A 17,162-nucleotide genomic window follows, 5' to 3' on the forward strand; every position below is an offset into this window, starting at 1 on the left:
TTTTATTAAACAACAAAAATTACGGGAAGGTTATCTTTGCCGTATGCCAAAAGAAGACATCACCGATATTAAAATAGGGGTACTGGGAGGAGGCCAGCTGGGCCGGATGATGATCCAGAGTGCCATAGATTATAATCTTGACATTTCTATTTTAGACCCTGATGAAAATGCTCCTTGTGCGCACCTGGTTAAGAACTTCACTGTAGGCAAGCTCACTGATGAAGAGCTTGTCTATCAATGGGGTCAGCAGTTTGATTTGATAACGATCGAGATAGAAAATGTAAGTGTTGCAGCTCTGAAGCGATTGCAGGATGAAGGTAAAAAAGTGTTTCCTCAACCTGAGATCATTGAGTTAATTCAGGACAAGCGAAAACAAAAGACTTTTTATAAAGCCAATCGAATTCCTACTTCAGACTTTGTGCTAACGGAAAATGCGAAAGATGTAGCCGCCCATAAAGAGATGCTTCCAGGGGTAAATAAGCTGGGCACGGAGGGATATGATGGCAGAGGGGTACAAATGATAAAGACAGAGGCAAACCTGGAAAAGGCATTTGATAAACCGGGTTTATTGGAAAAGCTGGTTGATTTTGAGAAGGAGCTAAGTGTAGTTGTGGCGAGGAATGAAAAGGGAGAAATGAATTGTTTCCCTGTTGTTGAGCTTTCGTATCACCCGGAACAAAATCTGGTTGAATTTTTATTTGCTCCGGCTCAGATCGCAGAGAAAACTGAGCAGAAGGCGTATGCGCTAGCCAAAGATGTAATCGAAAAGCTCGACATGGTTGGGTTGTTGGCTGTTGAAATGTTTCTAACCAAAAAGGGTAATATTTTGGTGAATGAAGTAGCCCCACGCACGCACAACTCAGGTCATCACACAATCGAGGCAAATCTCACCTCTCAATTTGAACAGCACCTGAGAGCCATTCTTAATCTGCCACTTGGTTCTACGGAGCTGGTTACACCAGCAGCAATGGTAAATTTACTGGGAGAAGATGGGTTTACCGGAAATGCACGCTATGAAGGAATGGAAACCTGTATGGCAATGAAGGGAGTTTATGTGCATCTTTATGGAAAGAAATTAACCAAGCCCTTTCGAAAAATGGGTCATGTCACAATCACTGACGATTCCATTGAAAGCTTGAAAGTGAAGGCTCGAAAAGTAAAAGAATCATTAAAAGTAAAAGCGTAATGGCATCACCAAAAGTCGGGATTATTATGGGCAGTAAGTCAGACCTGCCTGTCATGCAACAAGCTGCCGATATATTAGAAGAACTGGGTGTGGAGTATGAGTTGACAATCGTTTCTGCTCATCGCACTCCCCATCGCATGATTGAATATGCTGAGGAAGCAAGAGGTAAAGGACTACAGGTGATCATTGCAGGAGCTGGTGGAGCCGCACACTTACCTGGTATGGTGGCATCACTTACCACACTTCCGGTGATAGGCGTGCCGGTTAAGTCGAGAAACTCCATTGACGGGTGGGATTCGATACTTTCAATTCTGCAGATGCCCGGAGGAATTCCTGTAGCGACTGTTGCACTAGACGGAGCAAAAAACGCAGGGATTTTAGCTGCTGAGATTGTTGGTGCTACAAATGGCACAATTGCAGATAATCTTCAGAAATACAAAGACAGTCTCCGTGACAAAGTCATGGATAGCGTAAAAGACCTGGAAAAGTAGCTTATTCGTCTGCAGGTAATTTCTCCTGTATGATTTCTTCCGGATCTTCCTCTTTTGGGAATATGAGAGAAAACACGATAGCCAACACCAGTGCTCCTATGATGATGCTGAAAGAGAGGTAGATCGGCACATGAATATCAAATATTTCCGCAAGCATCTTCGCTCCGATGAATATCAGAACAATTGATAGCCCTTTTTGTAGCAGGTAGAATTTGTCCAGCACGTTAGCTAGTAGGAAAAACATCGCCCTGAGTCCCATTACGGCGAAAATATTAGAAGTATAAATCACGAACTCATTTTGGGTAATCGCGAAAGCTGCCGGAATGGAATCAACTGCGAAAATAAGGTCTGTGGATTCGATAAGAATGATCACAAGGAACAGCGGAGTAAACAAAAGCTTCCCTTTTTCACGAATCCAAAATTTTCCTCCTTTATCCGAGGTACTCATTGGGAGTACTTTCTTAGCGGCCTTAAGTAGTGGATTCTTCTCCGGTTCTAATTCCATATCATCCTCATCGCTGAAAAGTTTAATCCCGGAATAAACAAGAAATACACCGAAAACATAAAGAATCCAATGGAACTCAGCGATTAAAAGAGCACCTACGAAAATGAAAACCGCGCGGAAAACAATGGCCCCAAGGATACCCCAGAAAAGAATATTGTGATAGTATTCTTCTTTAACGTTGAAATATCTCAGAATCAACAGAATAACAAAAATATTGTCAACCGATAGTGCCTTTTCTGTTACATAGGCAGAGAAAAACTCCAACGTGGCAGCAGGACCTTCTCCATAGAAATAAATTAGAATACCGTATCCTACTGAGACCAAAACCCAAAAGATCGACTGCTGAATCGCCTCCTTTTGAGAGACTTTTTGATGCTTTTTATGGAAAACACCCAGATCGACAATCAGAAACAGGACGATGATTACACCGAATACTCCAAAGAGGAGTCCTTCATTTTGTCCCGTAAATAAGTTTAGCAGCATTTTTTTCGGCGATTATTAATAATGAGGGCGCATTCCAAATTAAGTAATTAAGCACAAATAAAGAAAAATTTATTCGATATGGGCTTAATTACTTTCGGGGAAATGTTAATGCCCCAAAAAGAAAATGAGCCAAATAATAATAAGCATTGGCAGTAATATAGGTATCGAATATTTGATGATGTATGAAAAGAATGATGGCATTTTGATACCCACTTGCTCTGCTATGGATTTTACCATGAAGTTAGGGCCATTTCCGATGTAGGTAAATGCTCCAAAGAATACTGCTCCTAATGAAATAGCCATGAGTGAAAGGAGCGACTCCCGATATTCGTTGTTAGCAAAGGCAATAACTTCCTGAATTTTATTTACGTCAGCACCTACACTTGCCATGGAGGCAGTGAGGAAATTTACATACGTAGGAGCGTTATCCAGGAACCCACTTAAAACCCCCGTTCCCCAATAAAGTGTGCTTGGGCTTATTAGCTTTTCTCCTTGAGGAGATTGTGCAAATTCACTTACAAGTTCCAGAGCAGGCATCATGGTGAAAAAGATTCCTATGAATAGGAAAGCCACTTCCCTTATTGGCTCGAAGCTAAATTCATTACCCTGAATGGCCTGAAGGTCGGAAAACTGGTAAGAACCTAATGCTGCCAGCAGCATGATGATTTCGCGGATGTATGAGAATTTTTGACCTTCGTACTCAATCCCCGGAACCCACTCAAAAACATTGGGGTCTAAGAAAACAGCCCCAACCACGACCGCAAGCCAAATGAAGTTTCTTCGCCCTTTCAAAGAAACCTGACCTGTTGGCGTTTTTATTTCATCTTCTTCACCTCTCATCTTGGCATAGTCTGCCTTATTTCTGATGTCAAAGAAATAAAAGAAGATCAGGAGAATAATACACCCAATCACCCATGGGACGAAGTTGTGAATAAGTGTCCACTCGAAGGGTATTCCCTTTAAGAATCCCAGGAACAATGGCGGATCACCAATAGGCGTGAGTGAACCACCCACGTTACTCACTATGAAGATGAAGAATACAATGTGGTATGGTTTTATTCGGTTGCTATTCAGACGAATGAATGGTCGAATCAATAGCATAGATGCTCCGGTTGTCCCTATGATGTTGGCAATAACAGCCCCTATTGCTAAAATGATAACATTCGTTCGTGGTTTTGCCTTTTTATCTACTACAATCAATATTCCTCCTGAGGCAACAAAAAGACCAGTCAGTAGCGCAATAAATTGGATGTACTCTGCAGTTGAATGAACCGGACTATGAAAATTACCTAAATAGAACAGGTAGTACGTGCAGACCAGAAAAGCGAGAATCACTGAAATGACCGGATAACTTTTATGCCAGAAGTGAGGGTAAAAAAGTGGTCCGGTAGCGATCATGAGCAGCAAAAGCACAAATGGAATGACGCTCCAAGCGGCTGGTTTTTTGGAATGATGCCCTTCTTCATCTTCTGCGTCATGTTCAACTTGACCCTCAGATTCATGATCAAGAGTTTGATGCGATTCTTGTTGCTCCTGAACTTGCACTGAATCGCTGGCTTGCGCCACCTGGATTGCACACACGAATAAAATGGCAACAAGAATTCTACCGATCATACTTAGGCGTTACTGATTAATAATAAAGTTATCATTAGCGCAGACAAAAACAAACCTACTGAAAATCAAACAAGCTTATTTAACGAAATAGTAAAAGCGGTTTCAGCAAGGTTTACTCGGGTGTTATTCTCTTTATGTACGGCCTGAAGTGCATCTCCGATTGTTTTAGAACAATCGGTAAAAATGTCCGCATCAGTCAGCACACTATCATTTTTTGGATCCATAAGGAAAGCGAAAGTCCTTGCCATTCCACAATTAGCAATAAAATCCGGAAGCAAAGAAACTTTCTTATCTACATATTCTGCAATAGGACCGTAAAATATCTCTTTATCCGAGAAAGGTACATTTGCTCCACATGAAACCACCTCCAGGTCATTGTTGATCATTGTTTCGGCTTGTTCTTTTGAAACCAGCCTGGACGCTGCAGCCGGAATAAATATTTCCGCACCTACTGACCAAATCTCTTTATTAATCTGATCGAAAGGAATCATATCATCTGCCACCAGTTTGTTTCCTTCCTTATCGTGGAAAAGTTTCTTGATATCGTCCAGATCATATCCCTCCGTATTTAAAAGGCCTCCTTCACGATCGATGATACCTACAATCTTAACACCGTATTTGGCAAGATAGAGTGCTGCTGTGGAGCCTACATTACCCCATCCCTGAATGATGGCACGTTTTTGACTGATTTCACCTCCCCAAATTTGATAGTAATGACGAACTGCTTCGGCCACACCGAATCCGGTTATCATATCTGCAACCACATATTTTTTGGGAGAGTCAGGAATGTACTCCTGATCTTCTAAAACCTTGGACACTCCTTGTCTCAATCTACCCAGCATGTGGATTTTAGTGGGTTTACGAGGGTTGTAGTGTCCGTTAACGATTCCTTCCTGAGGGTGCCAAAGACCAAAATCTTCAGTAATAGGAATCACCTCATGAATCTCATCCACATTCAAGTCTCCACCAGTACCGTAATAGTTTTTCAAAAGAGGATAGACCGCATGGTACCATCTCTTAAGCACTCCTTCTTTTCTTGGGTCATTCGGATCAAAGTTGATCCCAGATTTTGCGCCACCAATTTGAGGTCCTGAAACGGTAAATTTGATTTCCATTGTTTTGGCAAGCGACTCTACTTCTCTTTTATCCAGACCCTTTCTCATTCTGGTACCGCCACCAGCTGCACCACCTCTTAGAGAGTTGATAACTACCCATCCTTCTGCTTCAGTTTCAGGATCTGACCATTCAAAAACAATTTCCGGCGTTTTATTTTCAAATTTCTTAAGAAGTTCTTTCATCGTGTTGCTGTATTTTGAGGGCGCAAATCTAATCATTAAGGAAGATGAATCACACCCGAGGAGGTGTCTTTAGTGGCGCCAGTTACCGTCGCAAGTACATTGATTTCATTTCTAAGTCGCTTTAAAGCCAGAAAAGCAAAAATTAGTGATTCCTTAAAGTTGACAACTTTTGGTTCCGGCACTTCAATATCCCACCCGGTCAATTCATTTTTTATTGTCCTAATAAGAAAACCGTTTAAAGCTCCTCCTCCGGTAACTAGCATGCTGCCTGGAGATTCTAAGAAGACGGATTTAGCAACTTGTTCAGAAACGATTTTGCAGTATGTGTAGAGCCCGTCTTTTGGTTCAGTTGCATCTAGTATGTAGGTGCTTATAAAGTTGTTCGGCAATGATTTAGGAGGCAGTTGCTTGAAGTAATCGATTTGAGAAAATCTGGAATAGAAATCTATGTCAAGCGCTCCCTGAGATGCCAACTCTCCGTTATGGTCATAAGGGTGACCAAACTTTTTGGCAAAATAGTTAAGCACCTGATTACAAGGGCAAATGTCCCATGCTGTCTGATTTTCACGCACAGAGATGTTTGCAATCCCACCCAGATTAAGGCAGACATCATATTTCCTGAACAATGTAAAATCACCAAAAGGAACCAATGGAGCGCCCTGCCCACCATTCAGAATGTCTTCATTTCTAAACTCAGCGATTGTTGGGAGGTTTATGGTTTTGGCTATCACATCACCTCTGCCAAGTTGCCAGCTAATCTTATTTTCAGGTTGGTGAATGACCGTATGACCATGTACACCAACTAAATCGATGTTTTCAATTTCGGAAGAGAAAACCGTGATCTTTTCTCCAATCCATTCCCCAAATTGGTGGTCCAGTGTCTCTTTTTCGGTTTGACTAAGCGCTTCTGCACCTTTGAGAGCATCATAGATTTCCTTATCGTATGGGATAGTTTCACACTTTCCTAACTGATATTTCCATCCGTCATTTTCATTTTTGAAAATCACATGTGACAGATCCAGGCCATCCATGGACGAGCCGGCCATTCCTCCGATGATTGAATAAGTTGTTTTCACTTCCTTTGCAGGTAATTATACGTCTATGGATGAAAAGATAGAAGTTATATTGATAGATGTGGGCAATAGCTCAGTGAAAACCACTGAGGTTGTAAATGGAGAATTTTTGAATACGCGGGTTTGGACAGAAGAATTGTCTTCTGTTCTTGCGCACTATTGGGCTACTCCAATAATGATTTCTTCGGTGAGGAAATTACCAGAAGAACTAAAGCTAAAAGATAATATCACTGTATTGTCTCACCTAATCAAACTCCCAATCAAGCTAGACTATGACACACCAGAAACCCTGGGAGCGGATAGAATAGCTGCTGCAGTTGGGGCAATGGAAACGTTTCCTGAAGAAAATAATCTGATCATTGATCTGGGGACGTGCATGACCATCGATTTAGTAGAAAAGGGAGGGATCTTTAAAGGGGGAGTTATTGCGCCCGGATTAAAGATGCGCATGAAATCAATGGCTCATTTTACAGATAAACTCCCTGATATTTCTTCAGAATGGGAGCATATTATGTCTGGCGAACTGGGAAAGTCGACAAAACAATGTCTTTTTAGTGGTTCTTTTTGGGGGATTATTCATGAAATAAATGGCGTTTTACAGACATTGAAGCATGATTTCACAAGTCTTAACACGATATTGACAGGAGGAGACGCGCATTTCTTTGAATCCAAACTAAAAGCTCACATCTTTGCTGGCTCAAAAATTGTGCAGAGGGGTCTATACCGAATTTGGAAGTATCAGCAATAATGAAAAGGATTTTAGCAGGGGTTGCCTGTTGTTTTGTTTTAGGACTATTTGTGCAGGCACAGTCTATCTACTCATTTGAGGGGCTTGGAAGCCTCAACCACCAGGGTATGCCTAACAATGTAGCGATGGGTGAGGTAGGTATTGGAACTCCCACAATCTGGCACATTAACACCCAGAACCCGGCCAATTTAGTTTATAATACATTCAGCACTTTTCAGGTGGGCCTGGAAGTAGACAGGCGAAGATTTTCAGGAGAAGGGATTTCCGGAACAGACACGGACGGTGGATTAAGATTTTTAGGTTATGCATTTCCAATTATGCCTGGCAAATGGTCCTCATCTTTCGGAATACTTCCTTATAGTTCTGTCAGTTATAATACCTTCTCAGAAGGGACCGTGGATGGAACGAATGGCGATGTGGCTCAGATTTCTGACAACCGTGGAGAAGGAGGACTTACAAATTTCTATTGGGCCAATGGATTTAAAATAAAGAGTAAACTTCTTGTAGGAGTTAGAGCTACTTACACTTTTGGCTCAATTGAAAAGTCATCAACTATTTCAATTGGAGGAGCTGATGTGGCTGTGAGCAATGTAACGTATGAAGAATTAGAATCATACTCTGACCTTAACTTTCTATTTGGCTTAGGCTACAAACATGTACTAAACGAAGAAACCTCAATCAATTTTGGTGCGACCTTCTCACCAAAAACGCCATTCAACGGCAGTTCTGAACTTTCTCTAATCAGACTTTCTAGCTCTGGATCTGAGCTTGAAACTGTTGATGTGGGTACTCAAAACATTCAATTTGACTTACCAGGAACCTTTGGGTTTGGGGTGTCATACCAGAAACTAAATAAGTACATCATTGGATTTGACATTGAAACGCAGGGATGGGAAAGTGCAGGATCAGAGAGCCAATCGTACAATAACAGCTTAAAGGTTGCACTAGGAATTGAGTGGACACCAGACTATGATAATGTATCATCATACTGGAAAAGGGCAAAATATTCTGCGGGATTCAACTATCATAAGCTCCCTTATATCGTAAATAATCAGGCACTTACTGATTTTGGTATTAATTTTGGTGCCTCTTTACCAGTTAGTGGCTTTTCAAGTTTGGATTTAGCCTTTAAATGGGGACAGCTTGGAGAATCATCTAATGGTTTGATTAAGGAAACCTATTATAAAGTTGTTATAGGAGCAACCATCAACGATAGATGGTTCATAAAAAGAAAGTATGACTAGCAAAAAGTGAGTTATGAAGACGATTACTAAAATACTCGGAGCGGCTTTTATCCTATCATTTGCCATCAGTGCTAATGCCCAAAACGGTTGGAACTGGGGAGAGCAGGTAGATGTCGCCAAAGAAAAAAATGTGCTTTACACAGACGCATTAAAAGCTAAAAACTACAAAGCAGCTGTTGAGCCGCTAAACTGGTTATTAACCAACACCCCGGACCTTAATCCTTCCATTTACATTAATGGAATAAAGGTATATGAAGGTCTGGCAGAAAAAGCTACTGATGCTGCAAAGAAGGAAGAGTACGTTCAGAAAGCCTTGGATCTCCATGATAAGCGGATAGAGGTTTACCCTGAAGACAAAGCTGATATCATCGATAGAAAAGCAACTTTTGCTTACACATTCTACGGAAGAAATAAAGCTAAATACGCTTACTTATACGACTTGTATACGCAAGCATTTGAGGCCAATGGAGCTGACATGAATAGCGGAAACCTTGTGGCCTATATGCTTGTAGTCTATAAGCACAGGGTTGCAGGAGGTCCTTTAAGCGACGAGGATGTAATCAACCATTATTCGGCTATTTCTGAAGCTTTGAATGAGCAAAAAAGCAGAGTTACAGGAGAGAAGAAGAAACGATATGATAAAATGTTGGATCAGGTGGATAAAATCCTGACTGCAACAAAAGTGGAAATTAGCTGTGATTTTGTTGAGGAAAAACTAGGGCCTAAGCTTGATCAGGGCAATGACCTTAACATGGCGAAAAAGATTTTCGGATTGATGCTTAAAGGAAAATGTCTGGATAGTCCGCTTGCATTGAAAGCTGCTGGAATTGTTCAGGAGAATGAGCCAACGTATGGTGTGGCCAAGTTTATGGCACAGAAAAATGCACAGGATGGAAACGATGCTCAGGCGATTGAATTTTTTCAGGAGGCTGCTGGACTTACCGATGATAATTCAGAAAAAGCCGAAATGTATGTAAGCATCGCTCGTATTCAAATGAAGAATGGACAAAAGTCAACAGCAAGAAATAGTGCGAGAAGAGCACTATCATTTGACCCTTCATACTCTGATGCATATAAGGTCATTGGAGACCTCTACATGAGCAGTTTCAATGACTGCAAAGAAGAACAAAGCCAGGTAAAGGACAGAGCGGTTTTCATTGCAGCATACAACGAATACAGAAAAGCAGGAAACAGTGCTGCTATGGCTGCTGCCAAAGCCCAGTTTCCTTCTATTGAGGATATTTTCAACGAAGGAATGGAAGAAGGCCAATCGATTACGGTTGGATGTTGGATCAATGTGACTGTAGCACTTGAAAGAAGACCAGCTAACTAATATCAAATCAATCATAAACATATTTGCGGCCTGGGAGTCAATTCCGGGTCGCTTTTTGGTTTTAGGCCTTTGGGTCATATTACTTGCTTGTGATCAGCGGAAGGAACTGATTGATGCCCCTCAATATGACGGTCCTCTTTCTTCCATGGATAGCGCCACCACACTTTTAAGTGATTCGGGTATTGTGGTGATGAAAATGAAGGCAGCCGTTCAGAATAATTTTGAGAATGGAGATCGGGAGTGGCCAAATGGACTCTTTATTGAGTGGTTCAATAGCAGAGGACAAGTATCCAGCTATTTTTCTGCTAACTATGTGTATTTTACCCAGGCAGAAAATCTGTATCGGGCAGAAGGAAACGTGATCGTAAGAAGCAATGTGAAACAAGATGAACTCAATACTGAAGAGCTTTTTTGGGATCAGGGAGATGAGAAGTTTTACACGGATAAATTTGTTACTATAAAATCTGAAGATGAAGTGCACACGGGTGAGGGGATGGAGTCAAATCAGGATTTTACAGAGTACCGAATCTTGAAACCAAGTGGGACGTTTACGCTTGAAGATGACCCTAACAGGCCTGCTGAAAGAAACGTGCCACTGCGGCCAATCGATACCGAACAATGAAACTATTTGACATCATACTCTTCGTTTTGGTCTTTGTCACCTTTATCATTGGTATAGATCAGGCGATCGTAGTAGGGCTTGCTGAGTCCTACTGGATTTTTATGTTTAGTCTGGCCCTCTTATTTTTATATGGTTATCGCAAGGGTCAAAGACAAGCCCGTGAAAAAGAAGAGATAAAAAAGGCCTCTAAAAAACAAAAGAAAAAGAAGCGAAAGCATGGATGATCCATTTCCCTATTTGATCATACTCATCTGTTTGTTGTTTTCAGCGTTTTTTTCAGGAATGGAAATTGCGTTCGTATCAGCTGATAAGCTTCATATTGAGGTACTAAAGAAAAAGGGATCTTTTGGTGGCAAGATTCTAGCGCTATTTACCGGCAATCAATCGCAATTTCTAGCCACTATGCTGGTAGGGAATAATATTGCTTTGGTTCTTTACGGTATTTATATGGCGGCTTTATTAGAGCCGGTCGTGATTTCATTTCTTCCTGCAGCAATCGCATCTGATGTTACAGTGCTGATTGTTCAATCCATCATTTCTACTGCATTGGTTTTACTAACTGCAGAATTCCTCCCCAAAAGCCTTTTTCTCATAAACCCTGACTTTTCTCTTAGGCTATTTGCTTTACCTATGGGTGTGGTATATGTGCTCATGTATCCCATCGTATTTTTAGTTGTGAAAATCTCGTCTGTGTTTATCTGGCTTGTTGGTTATAAGCTATCTGATGAGAAACCTGTTTTTGGATTAACAGACTTGAATAATTACATCAAAAACAACATCCTGAACATTAAAGATGAAGAGGAGGCGGAGATTGATGCCAAGATTTTTAATAATGCAATTGAATTCAAGACGATCAAGGTAAGGGAGTGTATGATTCCACGAACTGAGATCGTTGCAGTAGATGTAAATGACCCCATCGATGAGTTGAAAGAGCATTTTGTAGAGAGCGGCCATTCTAAAATTTTAATTTACAAGGAGTCTATTGACGATGTGATTGGCTACTGCCATGCATTGGAGCTTTTTAAGAAACCGGAGGACATTAAATCAATCCTGGCAGAAGTTCCAATTGTACCGGAAACCATGTTGGCCAATGAACTACTGATTCAGTTCATCACTGACAGGAAAAGCCTCGCTCTGGTGGTTGATGAATATGGTGGGACTTCAGGGTTAGTGAGTATCGAAGATGTGATTGAAGAGATATTTGGAGAAATAAGGGATGAGCATGACGATGAATACCTGACAGAGCAACAACTGGATGAATTCAACTTTATTTTCAGTGCGCGTCATGAAATAGATTACCTAAATGACAGGTATGAACTGGCTCTTCCTGAGGGAGAATATGACACCCTTGGTGGATTGATTTTTGCCTATCATGAGGACATTCCTGAGGTGAATGAGGTCATTGAAATTCCTCCATTCGTTATCACCATTTTCACCATGGAAGAAAATAGGATTGATAAAGTGAAGCTCACGCTTATAAATACCGAAGAGCTTGTGTAGATGACGGCCTTTTATGCTTTCGTCAGGACTTTCATTAAGCTTACGCTTCGGTTGTATTTTAGGAGAATTAGAATTGAAGGGATTGAAAATGTTCCGAAAGACACACCACTTCTCATAACTCCTAATCATCAAAACGCACTTATTGATGCGCTTCTTGTAGGTGCTTTCACTCCGATTCCATTACGTTATCTCACTCGCTCGGATGTTTTCAAGCCATGGCTGACACCACTTTTAAAACGAGTGAATATGATGCCGATCTATCGCATCCGTGACGGTTACTCCAAGTTGTCGTTGAATGATCATGTGTTTGCTTCATGCAAAGAGGTTTTTAAGAAAAAGGGCTCTGTCTTAATTTTCCCCGAAGGCAATCATGGCAAAGAATATTTTTTGAGACCTCTGACTAAAGGAGCAGCCAGGCTGGCCTTACAATCTCAAGCAGAGCTTGATGATGACTTGATGGTTTTGCCCGTCGGATTAAATTTTTTCAACCATCGCAAGCCACAATCCACTGTGCTAATAAAATACGGTGAGCCTGTTTTGGTCAAAGAGTTTCTGAGCGCATATCAGGAAAGTCAGACTAGAGGGCTCATCAGCATGAGGGATGCAATCATAAAAGGGATGAAGCGAACACTCATTATTCCAGATCAAACAGAAGATTATGAGGAACGGAAAAGAGCAATTTTTCAGGAACAGCACGAAGACCTCTCATTCACAGAGCTAAAGGAGATCGATTTATCTGAAGTTAGTGTAGAAGATGGCAGAGCATCTAAACACTGGCTGGCTAAGATTTTGAATCCGGTTCCTTTCCTTGTTATTCATCATGTAATAAACAAGGTAGAGGATGTAGTATTTCATTCTACGCTAAAATTTGGAGTAGGGATTTTTGCATTCCCAATATGGTGGGCCATCATTTTTTTACTTCTCTCATTGAGTGTGGGAATTAATATTGCCATTCTCGCGGTTATAGTAATGGTCACTGGCCTATTCTATAGCTATCAAAGATGATCCAGATTGTCAACTACCAACCCAGCCATGCCTCTGCGTTCAAGGAACTCAATGCAGCATGGATCAACAAATATTTTGAGATGGAGGAGTCAGATCGAAAAATGCTCAATGACCCACAAGGCTATATTCTAGACAAGGGGGGTGCGATTCTCATTGCTTTAATGGACAAAAAACCGATTGGCACATGTGCTCTAATAAAGATGGAAGAAGGCGTTTATGAGTTGGCTAAAATGGCCGTTTCTCCTGAAGCACAAGGTCAAAAAATAGGCTGGAAGATAGGGGTGGAAACTATCGAAAAAGCAAAAGAATTAGGAGCAAATCGTGTTTATCTTGAGACTAATAGCGTTCTAAAGCCGGCTATTAGCTTGTATAAAAAACTTGGATTCAAGGATACGGAAGGATATTGTTCTCCCTATGCACGATGCAATGTGCAGATGGAATTGATTCTTTAATTCTGCCCCCTCAAGAATTTTTTTCGATCATAGATCAGTACGCCTTTATTGTCCCACTCCCTGGCGATGTAGGGGTTGAATTTAAAATCAAAAGGATCTTCCGGATAAACAACTTCACGCTTTACCCGGCCGCCATCGTAATACTCGCGCCACAGGCCCACACGATACCCATGCTTATAATTACCTCTTACTGCAACTGATCCATCTTCATGGAATGCCCAGTATTCACCATCCTTTTCTCCGAAATGAACGGGGATTACTTCCTTGAGCTTAGTCTTTTTGAAATCGTAATAGGCAAGTTTTGACTCCTGTGGCCAGCCCTTCCACCAATAGGATTTGTCCTGCAGAATGTCATGACGATTGAACCGAACCCATCGACGGTGCTTCATCCCTTTATAGTACCACCCTTCTTCCAGCACCTGATCTCCCAACATTTTTTTGTAGGGTCCATGCAGCACTCCAGCATTCCGTTTGTCCACTCGTAAAGAGTTCATGATTTTTTTCTTTTTGTAATCGTACCAGTAGAAGTCTGCTGCGTACTCAGGGGGACCTTCATATGCTTTCAAAACATGGAATATTTCGAATACGACATCATTCCCAAAGCCTGTTCGAGTAAACCCTTTTTTTGTTTTGATGCCGAAATAGACGTTGCGTTTTTTCTTTTTCTTCTTCTTTTTGACCGGACCAACCTCACCATCATCTTTTTTCTCTTCTTCCAGGTCCAGGGTGAGAGGGGTATCATAATCAACCTTGAAGAGATCTTCCAATGATTCCTCATCTTGAGAGAAAACAGAAAGCCCCATAAAAATGAGGCTTAGTGTCAATATCGATTTTATCTGAATTTTCATCCAGTCATTCTTTCGTTTTTATTCACCAGCACCGCGGCTGATCGCTTCTCCAAAAAACAACGCATTCATGAAGATTTTATTGGTGCCATACCAGAATGCTCTGAAATTTGGATTGTCTGCTAAAGTAATCACTTTCCCGCGACCTACGTTCGAAACGGTTGCTGCAGGAGAATTCCTGAATCGCTCCAGGTTCTCTTCAGAAACATAGCCTGAAAGCAGAGGGTTCTCGGTATAAACAAATGGATTTGCATATACATTCTTTGACTTTTCCATTACCAGGTTGTGATTCCTGAAAAGAGGCATACGATCACTCTCCATTCCATATGCTAGTGGATGGGTTAGGTCTACTTTAGCTTCAAAGATTGAACCTCCGGTGACCTGAGCACCACGTTCCTCATTCAGGTTTTCATATGCCTTGAATGGCTCCTCTTTTTCCTCGTCTTCATCATCTCCATTCACGTATTTTACACTGGTAATTTCTGCATCAGAGAGCCATTTACCTCCATTTTTCCACGCGATGACCATGCCACCTTGAGAGATCCACTCTTTCAGGTTTTTCTTTTGAGAATCGCTGATAGAACCCCACATATTGGGAATAATGATGCGGTTGTATCTGGATAGATCACGACCCAATCGATCTACTGGCAACTTGGTCACTTTCATTTTGTAGCGTTGGTCTAGCAGGTGCCACACCTCGCCAGCCTCATAACTGCTAACCCCACCCTCGACTAACACCGCAATTTTCGGTTCTCTCATTGTGGTATTGCTTCGGCTTCCCAGATCTACACCAGACCTGGCCAGACCAGTGTTCAGTGCGTATACATTTACACCATCTTCATTCACGATTTCATCTATGGTTTGCTCAATTAAGGCTCGTTTGTTTTCCTGAACACCGACTGGTATAATCATCGTGCCACGCGGATACGCTATGTTTGCATCGCTGTGTGTTTCGTTCAGCATTTGCACGACTACTTTCTTACTCAGCAGTCGGTTGATTGCCTTGAAAGCCAGGTATCCATGTGGCTGGATCGCGTAAGCATAGGCCCCCTTTTCACCTACCAGCTCGCCCTGTGGCATGTCCACATACTCGAGCGGTTCACTCATTGTCAATGATCCAATTTCTCTGCTACCTAGCTCGGCATATGGGAGGTTGAACGCCAGGGGCATGGTCCAGGTAGAGACATCATAAAACAGGCTGTCTGTAAAAGATGTCCGTGTTTCAAAGATCGCCTTTGCCAATCGATACTGCTCCTGGTTCATTGGCACGACATAAGCCTGGTCTTTCTTGAATGATTTGCCATTTTTACTTATGTCTCTGCTTAGCGGATAGACATCAATTTCATGCTGGATGAGCATCTTAGCGAGTTCATAGTTTCTGTATGGGTCTTTCTCTGATCCGAAGACATATGCTTTCACAGCATCTCTTGAGGCGAGATTAGATGCTCCCTGATAAAACTCACGCTGGTAATCAAGGAATTCTTTTCGGTGTGCAATGCCTGAGGCAAGTGTTGAGAGTGATGCAGTGAAATGGTTCCTCACCCCCATTGGGAAGGTCAGCACCCCGAAATCGTTTTCCTGCGCATGTCCCCTGCTGCTGGCCTGCTCAAATAAAATTCCAACACTTCCATTTACGTCCGGGTAAGTAGACCCTTTGCCGATGTAGAAGTCATCGAAGCTTTCTTCACTGTAATAAAGTGAACCAATTTTATCCAGATATTCTGCATGGTATTTCGCCATTTTATGTGTGAGGTCTACGTTCTTATCTGGTGTCCACGGGAATTTTCTCGATGGAATTCCGGGCTGAAAAAAGAATGTGGAGTTGGTGCCCATTTCGTGATGGTCTGTAAGAATATTAGGTTTCCATTCGTGAAAGCGGGCGATTCTCGCTCTCGATTCCGGATGTGCTAGTGGCAGCCAGTCCCTGTTCAAATCGAACCAGTAGTGGTTGGTTCTTCCTCCAGGCCATGCCTCGTCATATTCCCGATCGTTTGGATCTGGATTGATGGTATGCGAACGATGCATATTCACCCAGCTTGAAAAGCGATGCAACCCGTCAGGATTGAATGATGGATCGATTATAATAATGGAATTCTCCAGCATTTCGTCAATTTCTCCACCGATTGCGGCTGCCAGGTAATAGGCAGTCAAAAGTGAAGCGTTTGAGCCACTCGCTTCATTTCCATGAACGGAGTATCCCAGCCACATGACGATTGGCATTTCTTCTGTATTCAAGGCTGAGGAGGCTGATGGGTCAGTTAATTTTTTGTGGTCTGCTTTGATCTGATCAAGGTTGGCCAGATTTACCGGAGAAGAAACAGTAATTTGAACAAGCGGACGCCCCTCATAGGTTCGCCCAATTTCTTTCAGGATCATCCGGTCTGAAGCTGCTGAAACTTCCCGCATGTAGTATAATAGCTGATCATGACTGACATGCCATTCCCCCGGATGGTATCCCAGCACTTCGTAAGGGGTGGGGATGTCCGGATTGTATGAAAGTCCTGCTGGAAGGTAGTAGGTCATATCTACCTGGGCAAAGGACACAAAAGAAAGAATCGTCAAAAGTATGGTGAGCTGCTTCTTCATATTGTCAAATTTTTAGGATGACTAATCTAAGAAAATGGAGATGGAGATAAAAGAAGGGTTTGATGGGTGGTTTAAAAACATATAAACCCACTCAACTGAGTGGGTTTATATTCAAGTGTCATGCTGAACTTGGTTCAGCATCTAGACCCTGAAACAAGTTCAGGGTGAATTCCAGTT

Annotated in this window: 16 protein-coding genes; 10 read left to right on the forward strand and 6 right to left on the reverse strand. The window is 41.9% G+C overall.

The window, feature by feature from the left end; translation table 11 throughout:
* The first annotated feature begins 43 nt into the window (after nucleotides 1-43).
* Nucleotides 44-1,186 carry a 5-(carboxyamino)imidazole ribonucleotide synthase gene (locus ACXAH9_RS11270; RefSeq protein WP_474894966.1) on the forward strand — a complete coding sequence of 381 codons (1,143 nt, stop codon included), beginning with the start codon at nucleotides 44-46 and terminating at the stop codon, nucleotides 1,184-1,186.
* Nucleotides 1,186-1,677, forward strand: coding sequence for a 5-(carboxyamino)imidazole ribonucleotide mutase (gene purE / locus ACXAH9_RS11275; RefSeq protein WP_474894967.1), 492 nt, complete (start codon nucleotides 1,186-1,188; stop codon nucleotides 1,675-1,677). Before ACXAH9_RS11270 ends, purE begins: the two co-directional genes overlap by 1 nt.
* A 1-nt stretch (nucleotide 1,678) precedes the next feature.
* Here the strand turns inward: purE and ACXAH9_RS11280 are convergent, their stop codons facing one another.
* The 4 genes from ACXAH9_RS11280 to ACXAH9_RS11295 form a co-directional block, all read right to left on the reverse strand.
* The gene (locus ACXAH9_RS11280; RefSeq protein WP_474894968.1) at nucleotides 1,679-2,665 is read right to left on the reverse strand and encodes a TerC family protein; all 987 of its coding nucleotides are present in this window, start codon (nucleotides 2,663-2,665) and stop codon (nucleotides 1,679-1,681) included.
* Between the two features lie 105 nt (nucleotides 2,666-2,770).
* On the reverse strand, nucleotides 2,771-4,279 hold the full coding sequence (locus ACXAH9_RS11285) for a sodium:proton antiporter (RefSeq protein ID WP_474894969.1): 1,509 nt from the start codon (nucleotides 4,277-4,279) through the stop codon (nucleotides 2,771-2,773).
* Nucleotides 4,280-4,344: 65 nt separating this feature from the next.
* Nucleotides 4,345-5,577 (reverse strand): Glu/Leu/Phe/Val dehydrogenase dimerization domain-containing protein, encoded by a 1,233-nt coding sequence (locus ACXAH9_RS11290; RefSeq protein WP_474894970.1) that lies wholly within the window; start codon nucleotides 5,575-5,577, stop codon nucleotides 4,345-4,347.
* Between the two features lie 35 nt (nucleotides 5,578-5,612).
* Entirely contained in the window at nucleotides 5,613-6,653 is a 1,041-nt protein-coding gene (locus tag ACXAH9_RS11295) for an anhydro-N-acetylmuramic acid kinase (protein ID WP_474894971.1), read from the reverse strand.
* Between the two features lie 25 nt (nucleotides 6,654-6,678).
* Between ACXAH9_RS11295 and ACXAH9_RS11300 the strand changes: the two genes are divergently transcribed.
* Genes ACXAH9_RS11300 through ACXAH9_RS11335 form a run of 8 tightly spaced genes read left to right on the forward strand, consistent with a single transcriptional unit; the run spans nucleotide 6,679 to nucleotide 13,554 of the window.
* Entirely contained in the window at nucleotides 6,679-7,398 is a 720-nt protein-coding gene (locus ACXAH9_RS11300; protein WP_474894972.1) for a type III pantothenate kinase, read from the forward strand.
* Nucleotides 7,398-8,642, forward strand: coding sequence for a BamG family beta-barrel-assembly machinery protein (gene bamG, locus ACXAH9_RS11305; RefSeq protein WP_474894973.1), 1,245 nt, complete (start codon nucleotides 7,398-7,400; stop codon nucleotides 8,640-8,642). The genes ACXAH9_RS11300 and bamG overlap by 1 nt, the downstream gene beginning before the upstream one ends.
* A 13-nt stretch (nucleotides 8,643-8,655) precedes the next feature.
* Nucleotides 8,656-9,975: a tetratricopeptide repeat protein gene (locus ACXAH9_RS11310; protein WP_474894974.1), complete on the forward strand. Its 1,320-nt coding sequence runs from the start codon at nucleotides 8,656-8,658 to the stop codon at nucleotides 9,973-9,975.
* Nucleotides 9,953-10,597 (forward strand): LPS export ABC transporter periplasmic protein LptC, encoded by a 645-nt coding sequence (lptC, locus tag ACXAH9_RS11315; RefSeq protein WP_474894975.1) that lies wholly within the window; start codon nucleotides 9,953-9,955, stop codon nucleotides 10,595-10,597. Before ACXAH9_RS11310 ends, lptC begins: the two co-directional genes overlap by 23 nt.
* Nucleotides 10,594-10,821, forward strand: coding sequence for a hypothetical protein (locus tag ACXAH9_RS11320; RefSeq protein WP_349564101.1), 228 nt, complete (start codon nucleotides 10,594-10,596; stop codon nucleotides 10,819-10,821). The genes lptC and ACXAH9_RS11320 overlap by 4 nt, the downstream gene beginning before the upstream one ends.
* Nucleotides 10,814-12,097, forward strand: coding sequence for a hemolysin family protein (locus ACXAH9_RS11325; RefSeq protein ID WP_474894976.1), 1,284 nt, complete (start codon nucleotides 10,814-10,816; stop codon nucleotides 12,095-12,097). The genes ACXAH9_RS11320 and ACXAH9_RS11325 overlap by 8 nt, the downstream gene beginning before the upstream one ends.
* Complete coding sequence (locus ACXAH9_RS11330) at nucleotides 12,098-13,102, forward strand: 1-acyl-sn-glycerol-3-phosphate acyltransferase (protein WP_474894977.1); 1,005 nt, start codon at nucleotides 12,098-12,100, stop codon at nucleotides 13,100-13,102.
* Nucleotides 13,099-13,554: a GNAT family N-acetyltransferase gene (locus ACXAH9_RS11335; RefSeq protein ID WP_474894978.1), complete on the forward strand. Its 456-nt coding sequence runs from the start codon at nucleotides 13,099-13,101 to the stop codon at nucleotides 13,552-13,554. The genes ACXAH9_RS11330 and ACXAH9_RS11335 overlap by 4 nt, the downstream gene beginning before the upstream one ends.
* On the opposite strand, the gene ACXAH9_RS11340 is transcribed toward ACXAH9_RS11335, so the two are convergent.
* Nucleotides 13,551-14,402, reverse strand: coding sequence for a toxin-antitoxin system YwqK family antitoxin (locus ACXAH9_RS11340; protein WP_474894979.1), 852 nt, complete (start codon nucleotides 14,400-14,402; stop codon nucleotides 13,551-13,553). The two genes, ACXAH9_RS11335 and ACXAH9_RS11340, sit on opposite strands and share 4 nt — an antisense overlap.
* 18 nt (nucleotides 14,403-14,420) lie before the next feature.
* On the reverse strand, nucleotides 14,421-16,985 hold the full coding sequence (locus tag ACXAH9_RS11345) for a M14 family zinc carboxypeptidase (protein ID WP_474894980.1): 2,565 nt from the start codon (nucleotides 16,983-16,985) through the stop codon (nucleotides 14,421-14,423).
* Nucleotides 16,986-17,162: the final 177 nt, after the last annotated feature.

It is taken from the genome of Ekhidna sp. ABH4_415, from assembly GCF_056161305.1.

What these genes read in the sequence shown, in the direction of transcription:
- ACXAH9_RS11270 (WP_474894966.1), top strand. Translation starts at nt 44, where the DNA reads ATGCCAAAAGAAGACATCACCGATATTAAAATAGGGGTACTGGGAGGA.
- purE (WP_474894967.1), top strand. Translation starts at nt 1,186, where the DNA reads ATGGCATCACCAAAAGTCGGGATTATTATGGGCAGTAAGTCAGACCTG.
- ACXAH9_RS11280 (WP_474894968.1), bottom strand. Translation starts at nt 2,665, where the DNA reads ATGCTGCTAAACTTATTTACGGGACAAAATGAAGGACTCCTCTTTGGA.
- ACXAH9_RS11285 (WP_474894969.1), bottom strand. Translation starts at nt 4,279, where the DNA reads ATGATCGGTAGAATTCTTGTTGCCATTTTATTCGTGTGTGCAATCCAG.
- ACXAH9_RS11290 (WP_474894970.1), bottom strand. Translation starts at nt 5,577, where the DNA reads ATGAAAGAACTTCTTAAGAAATTTGAAAATAAAACGCCGGAAATTGTT.
- ACXAH9_RS11300 (WP_474894972.1), top strand. Translation starts at nt 6,679, where the DNA reads ATGGATGAAAAGATAGAAGTTATATTGATAGATGTGGGCAATAGCTCA.
- bamG (WP_474894973.1), top strand. Translation starts at nt 7,398, where the DNA reads ATGAAAAGGATTTTAGCAGGGGTTGCCTGTTGTTTTGTTTTAGGACTA.
- ACXAH9_RS11310 (WP_474894974.1), top strand. Translation starts at nt 8,656, where the DNA reads ATGAAGACGATTACTAAAATACTCGGAGCGGCTTTTATCCTATCATTT.
- ACXAH9_RS11320 (WP_349564101.1), top strand. Translation starts at nt 10,594, where the DNA reads ATGAAACTATTTGACATCATACTCTTCGTTTTGGTCTTTGTCACCTTT.
- ACXAH9_RS11325 (WP_474894976.1), top strand. Translation starts at nt 10,814, where the DNA reads ATGGATGATCCATTTCCCTATTTGATCATACTCATCTGTTTGTTGTTT.
- ACXAH9_RS11330 (WP_474894977.1), top strand. Translation starts at nt 12,098, where the DNA reads ATGACGGCCTTTTATGCTTTCGTCAGGACTTTCATTAAGCTTACGCTT.
- ACXAH9_RS11335 (WP_474894978.1), top strand. Translation starts at nt 13,099, where the DNA reads ATGATCCAGATTGTCAACTACCAACCCAGCCATGCCTCTGCGTTCAAG.
- ACXAH9_RS11340 (WP_474894979.1), bottom strand. Translation starts at nt 14,402, where the DNA reads ATGAAAATTCAGATAAAATCGATATTGACACTAAGCCTCATTTTTATG.
- ACXAH9_RS11345 (WP_474894980.1), bottom strand. Translation starts at nt 16,985, where the DNA reads ATGAAGAAGCAGCTCACCATACTTTTGACGATTCTTTCTTTTGTGTCC.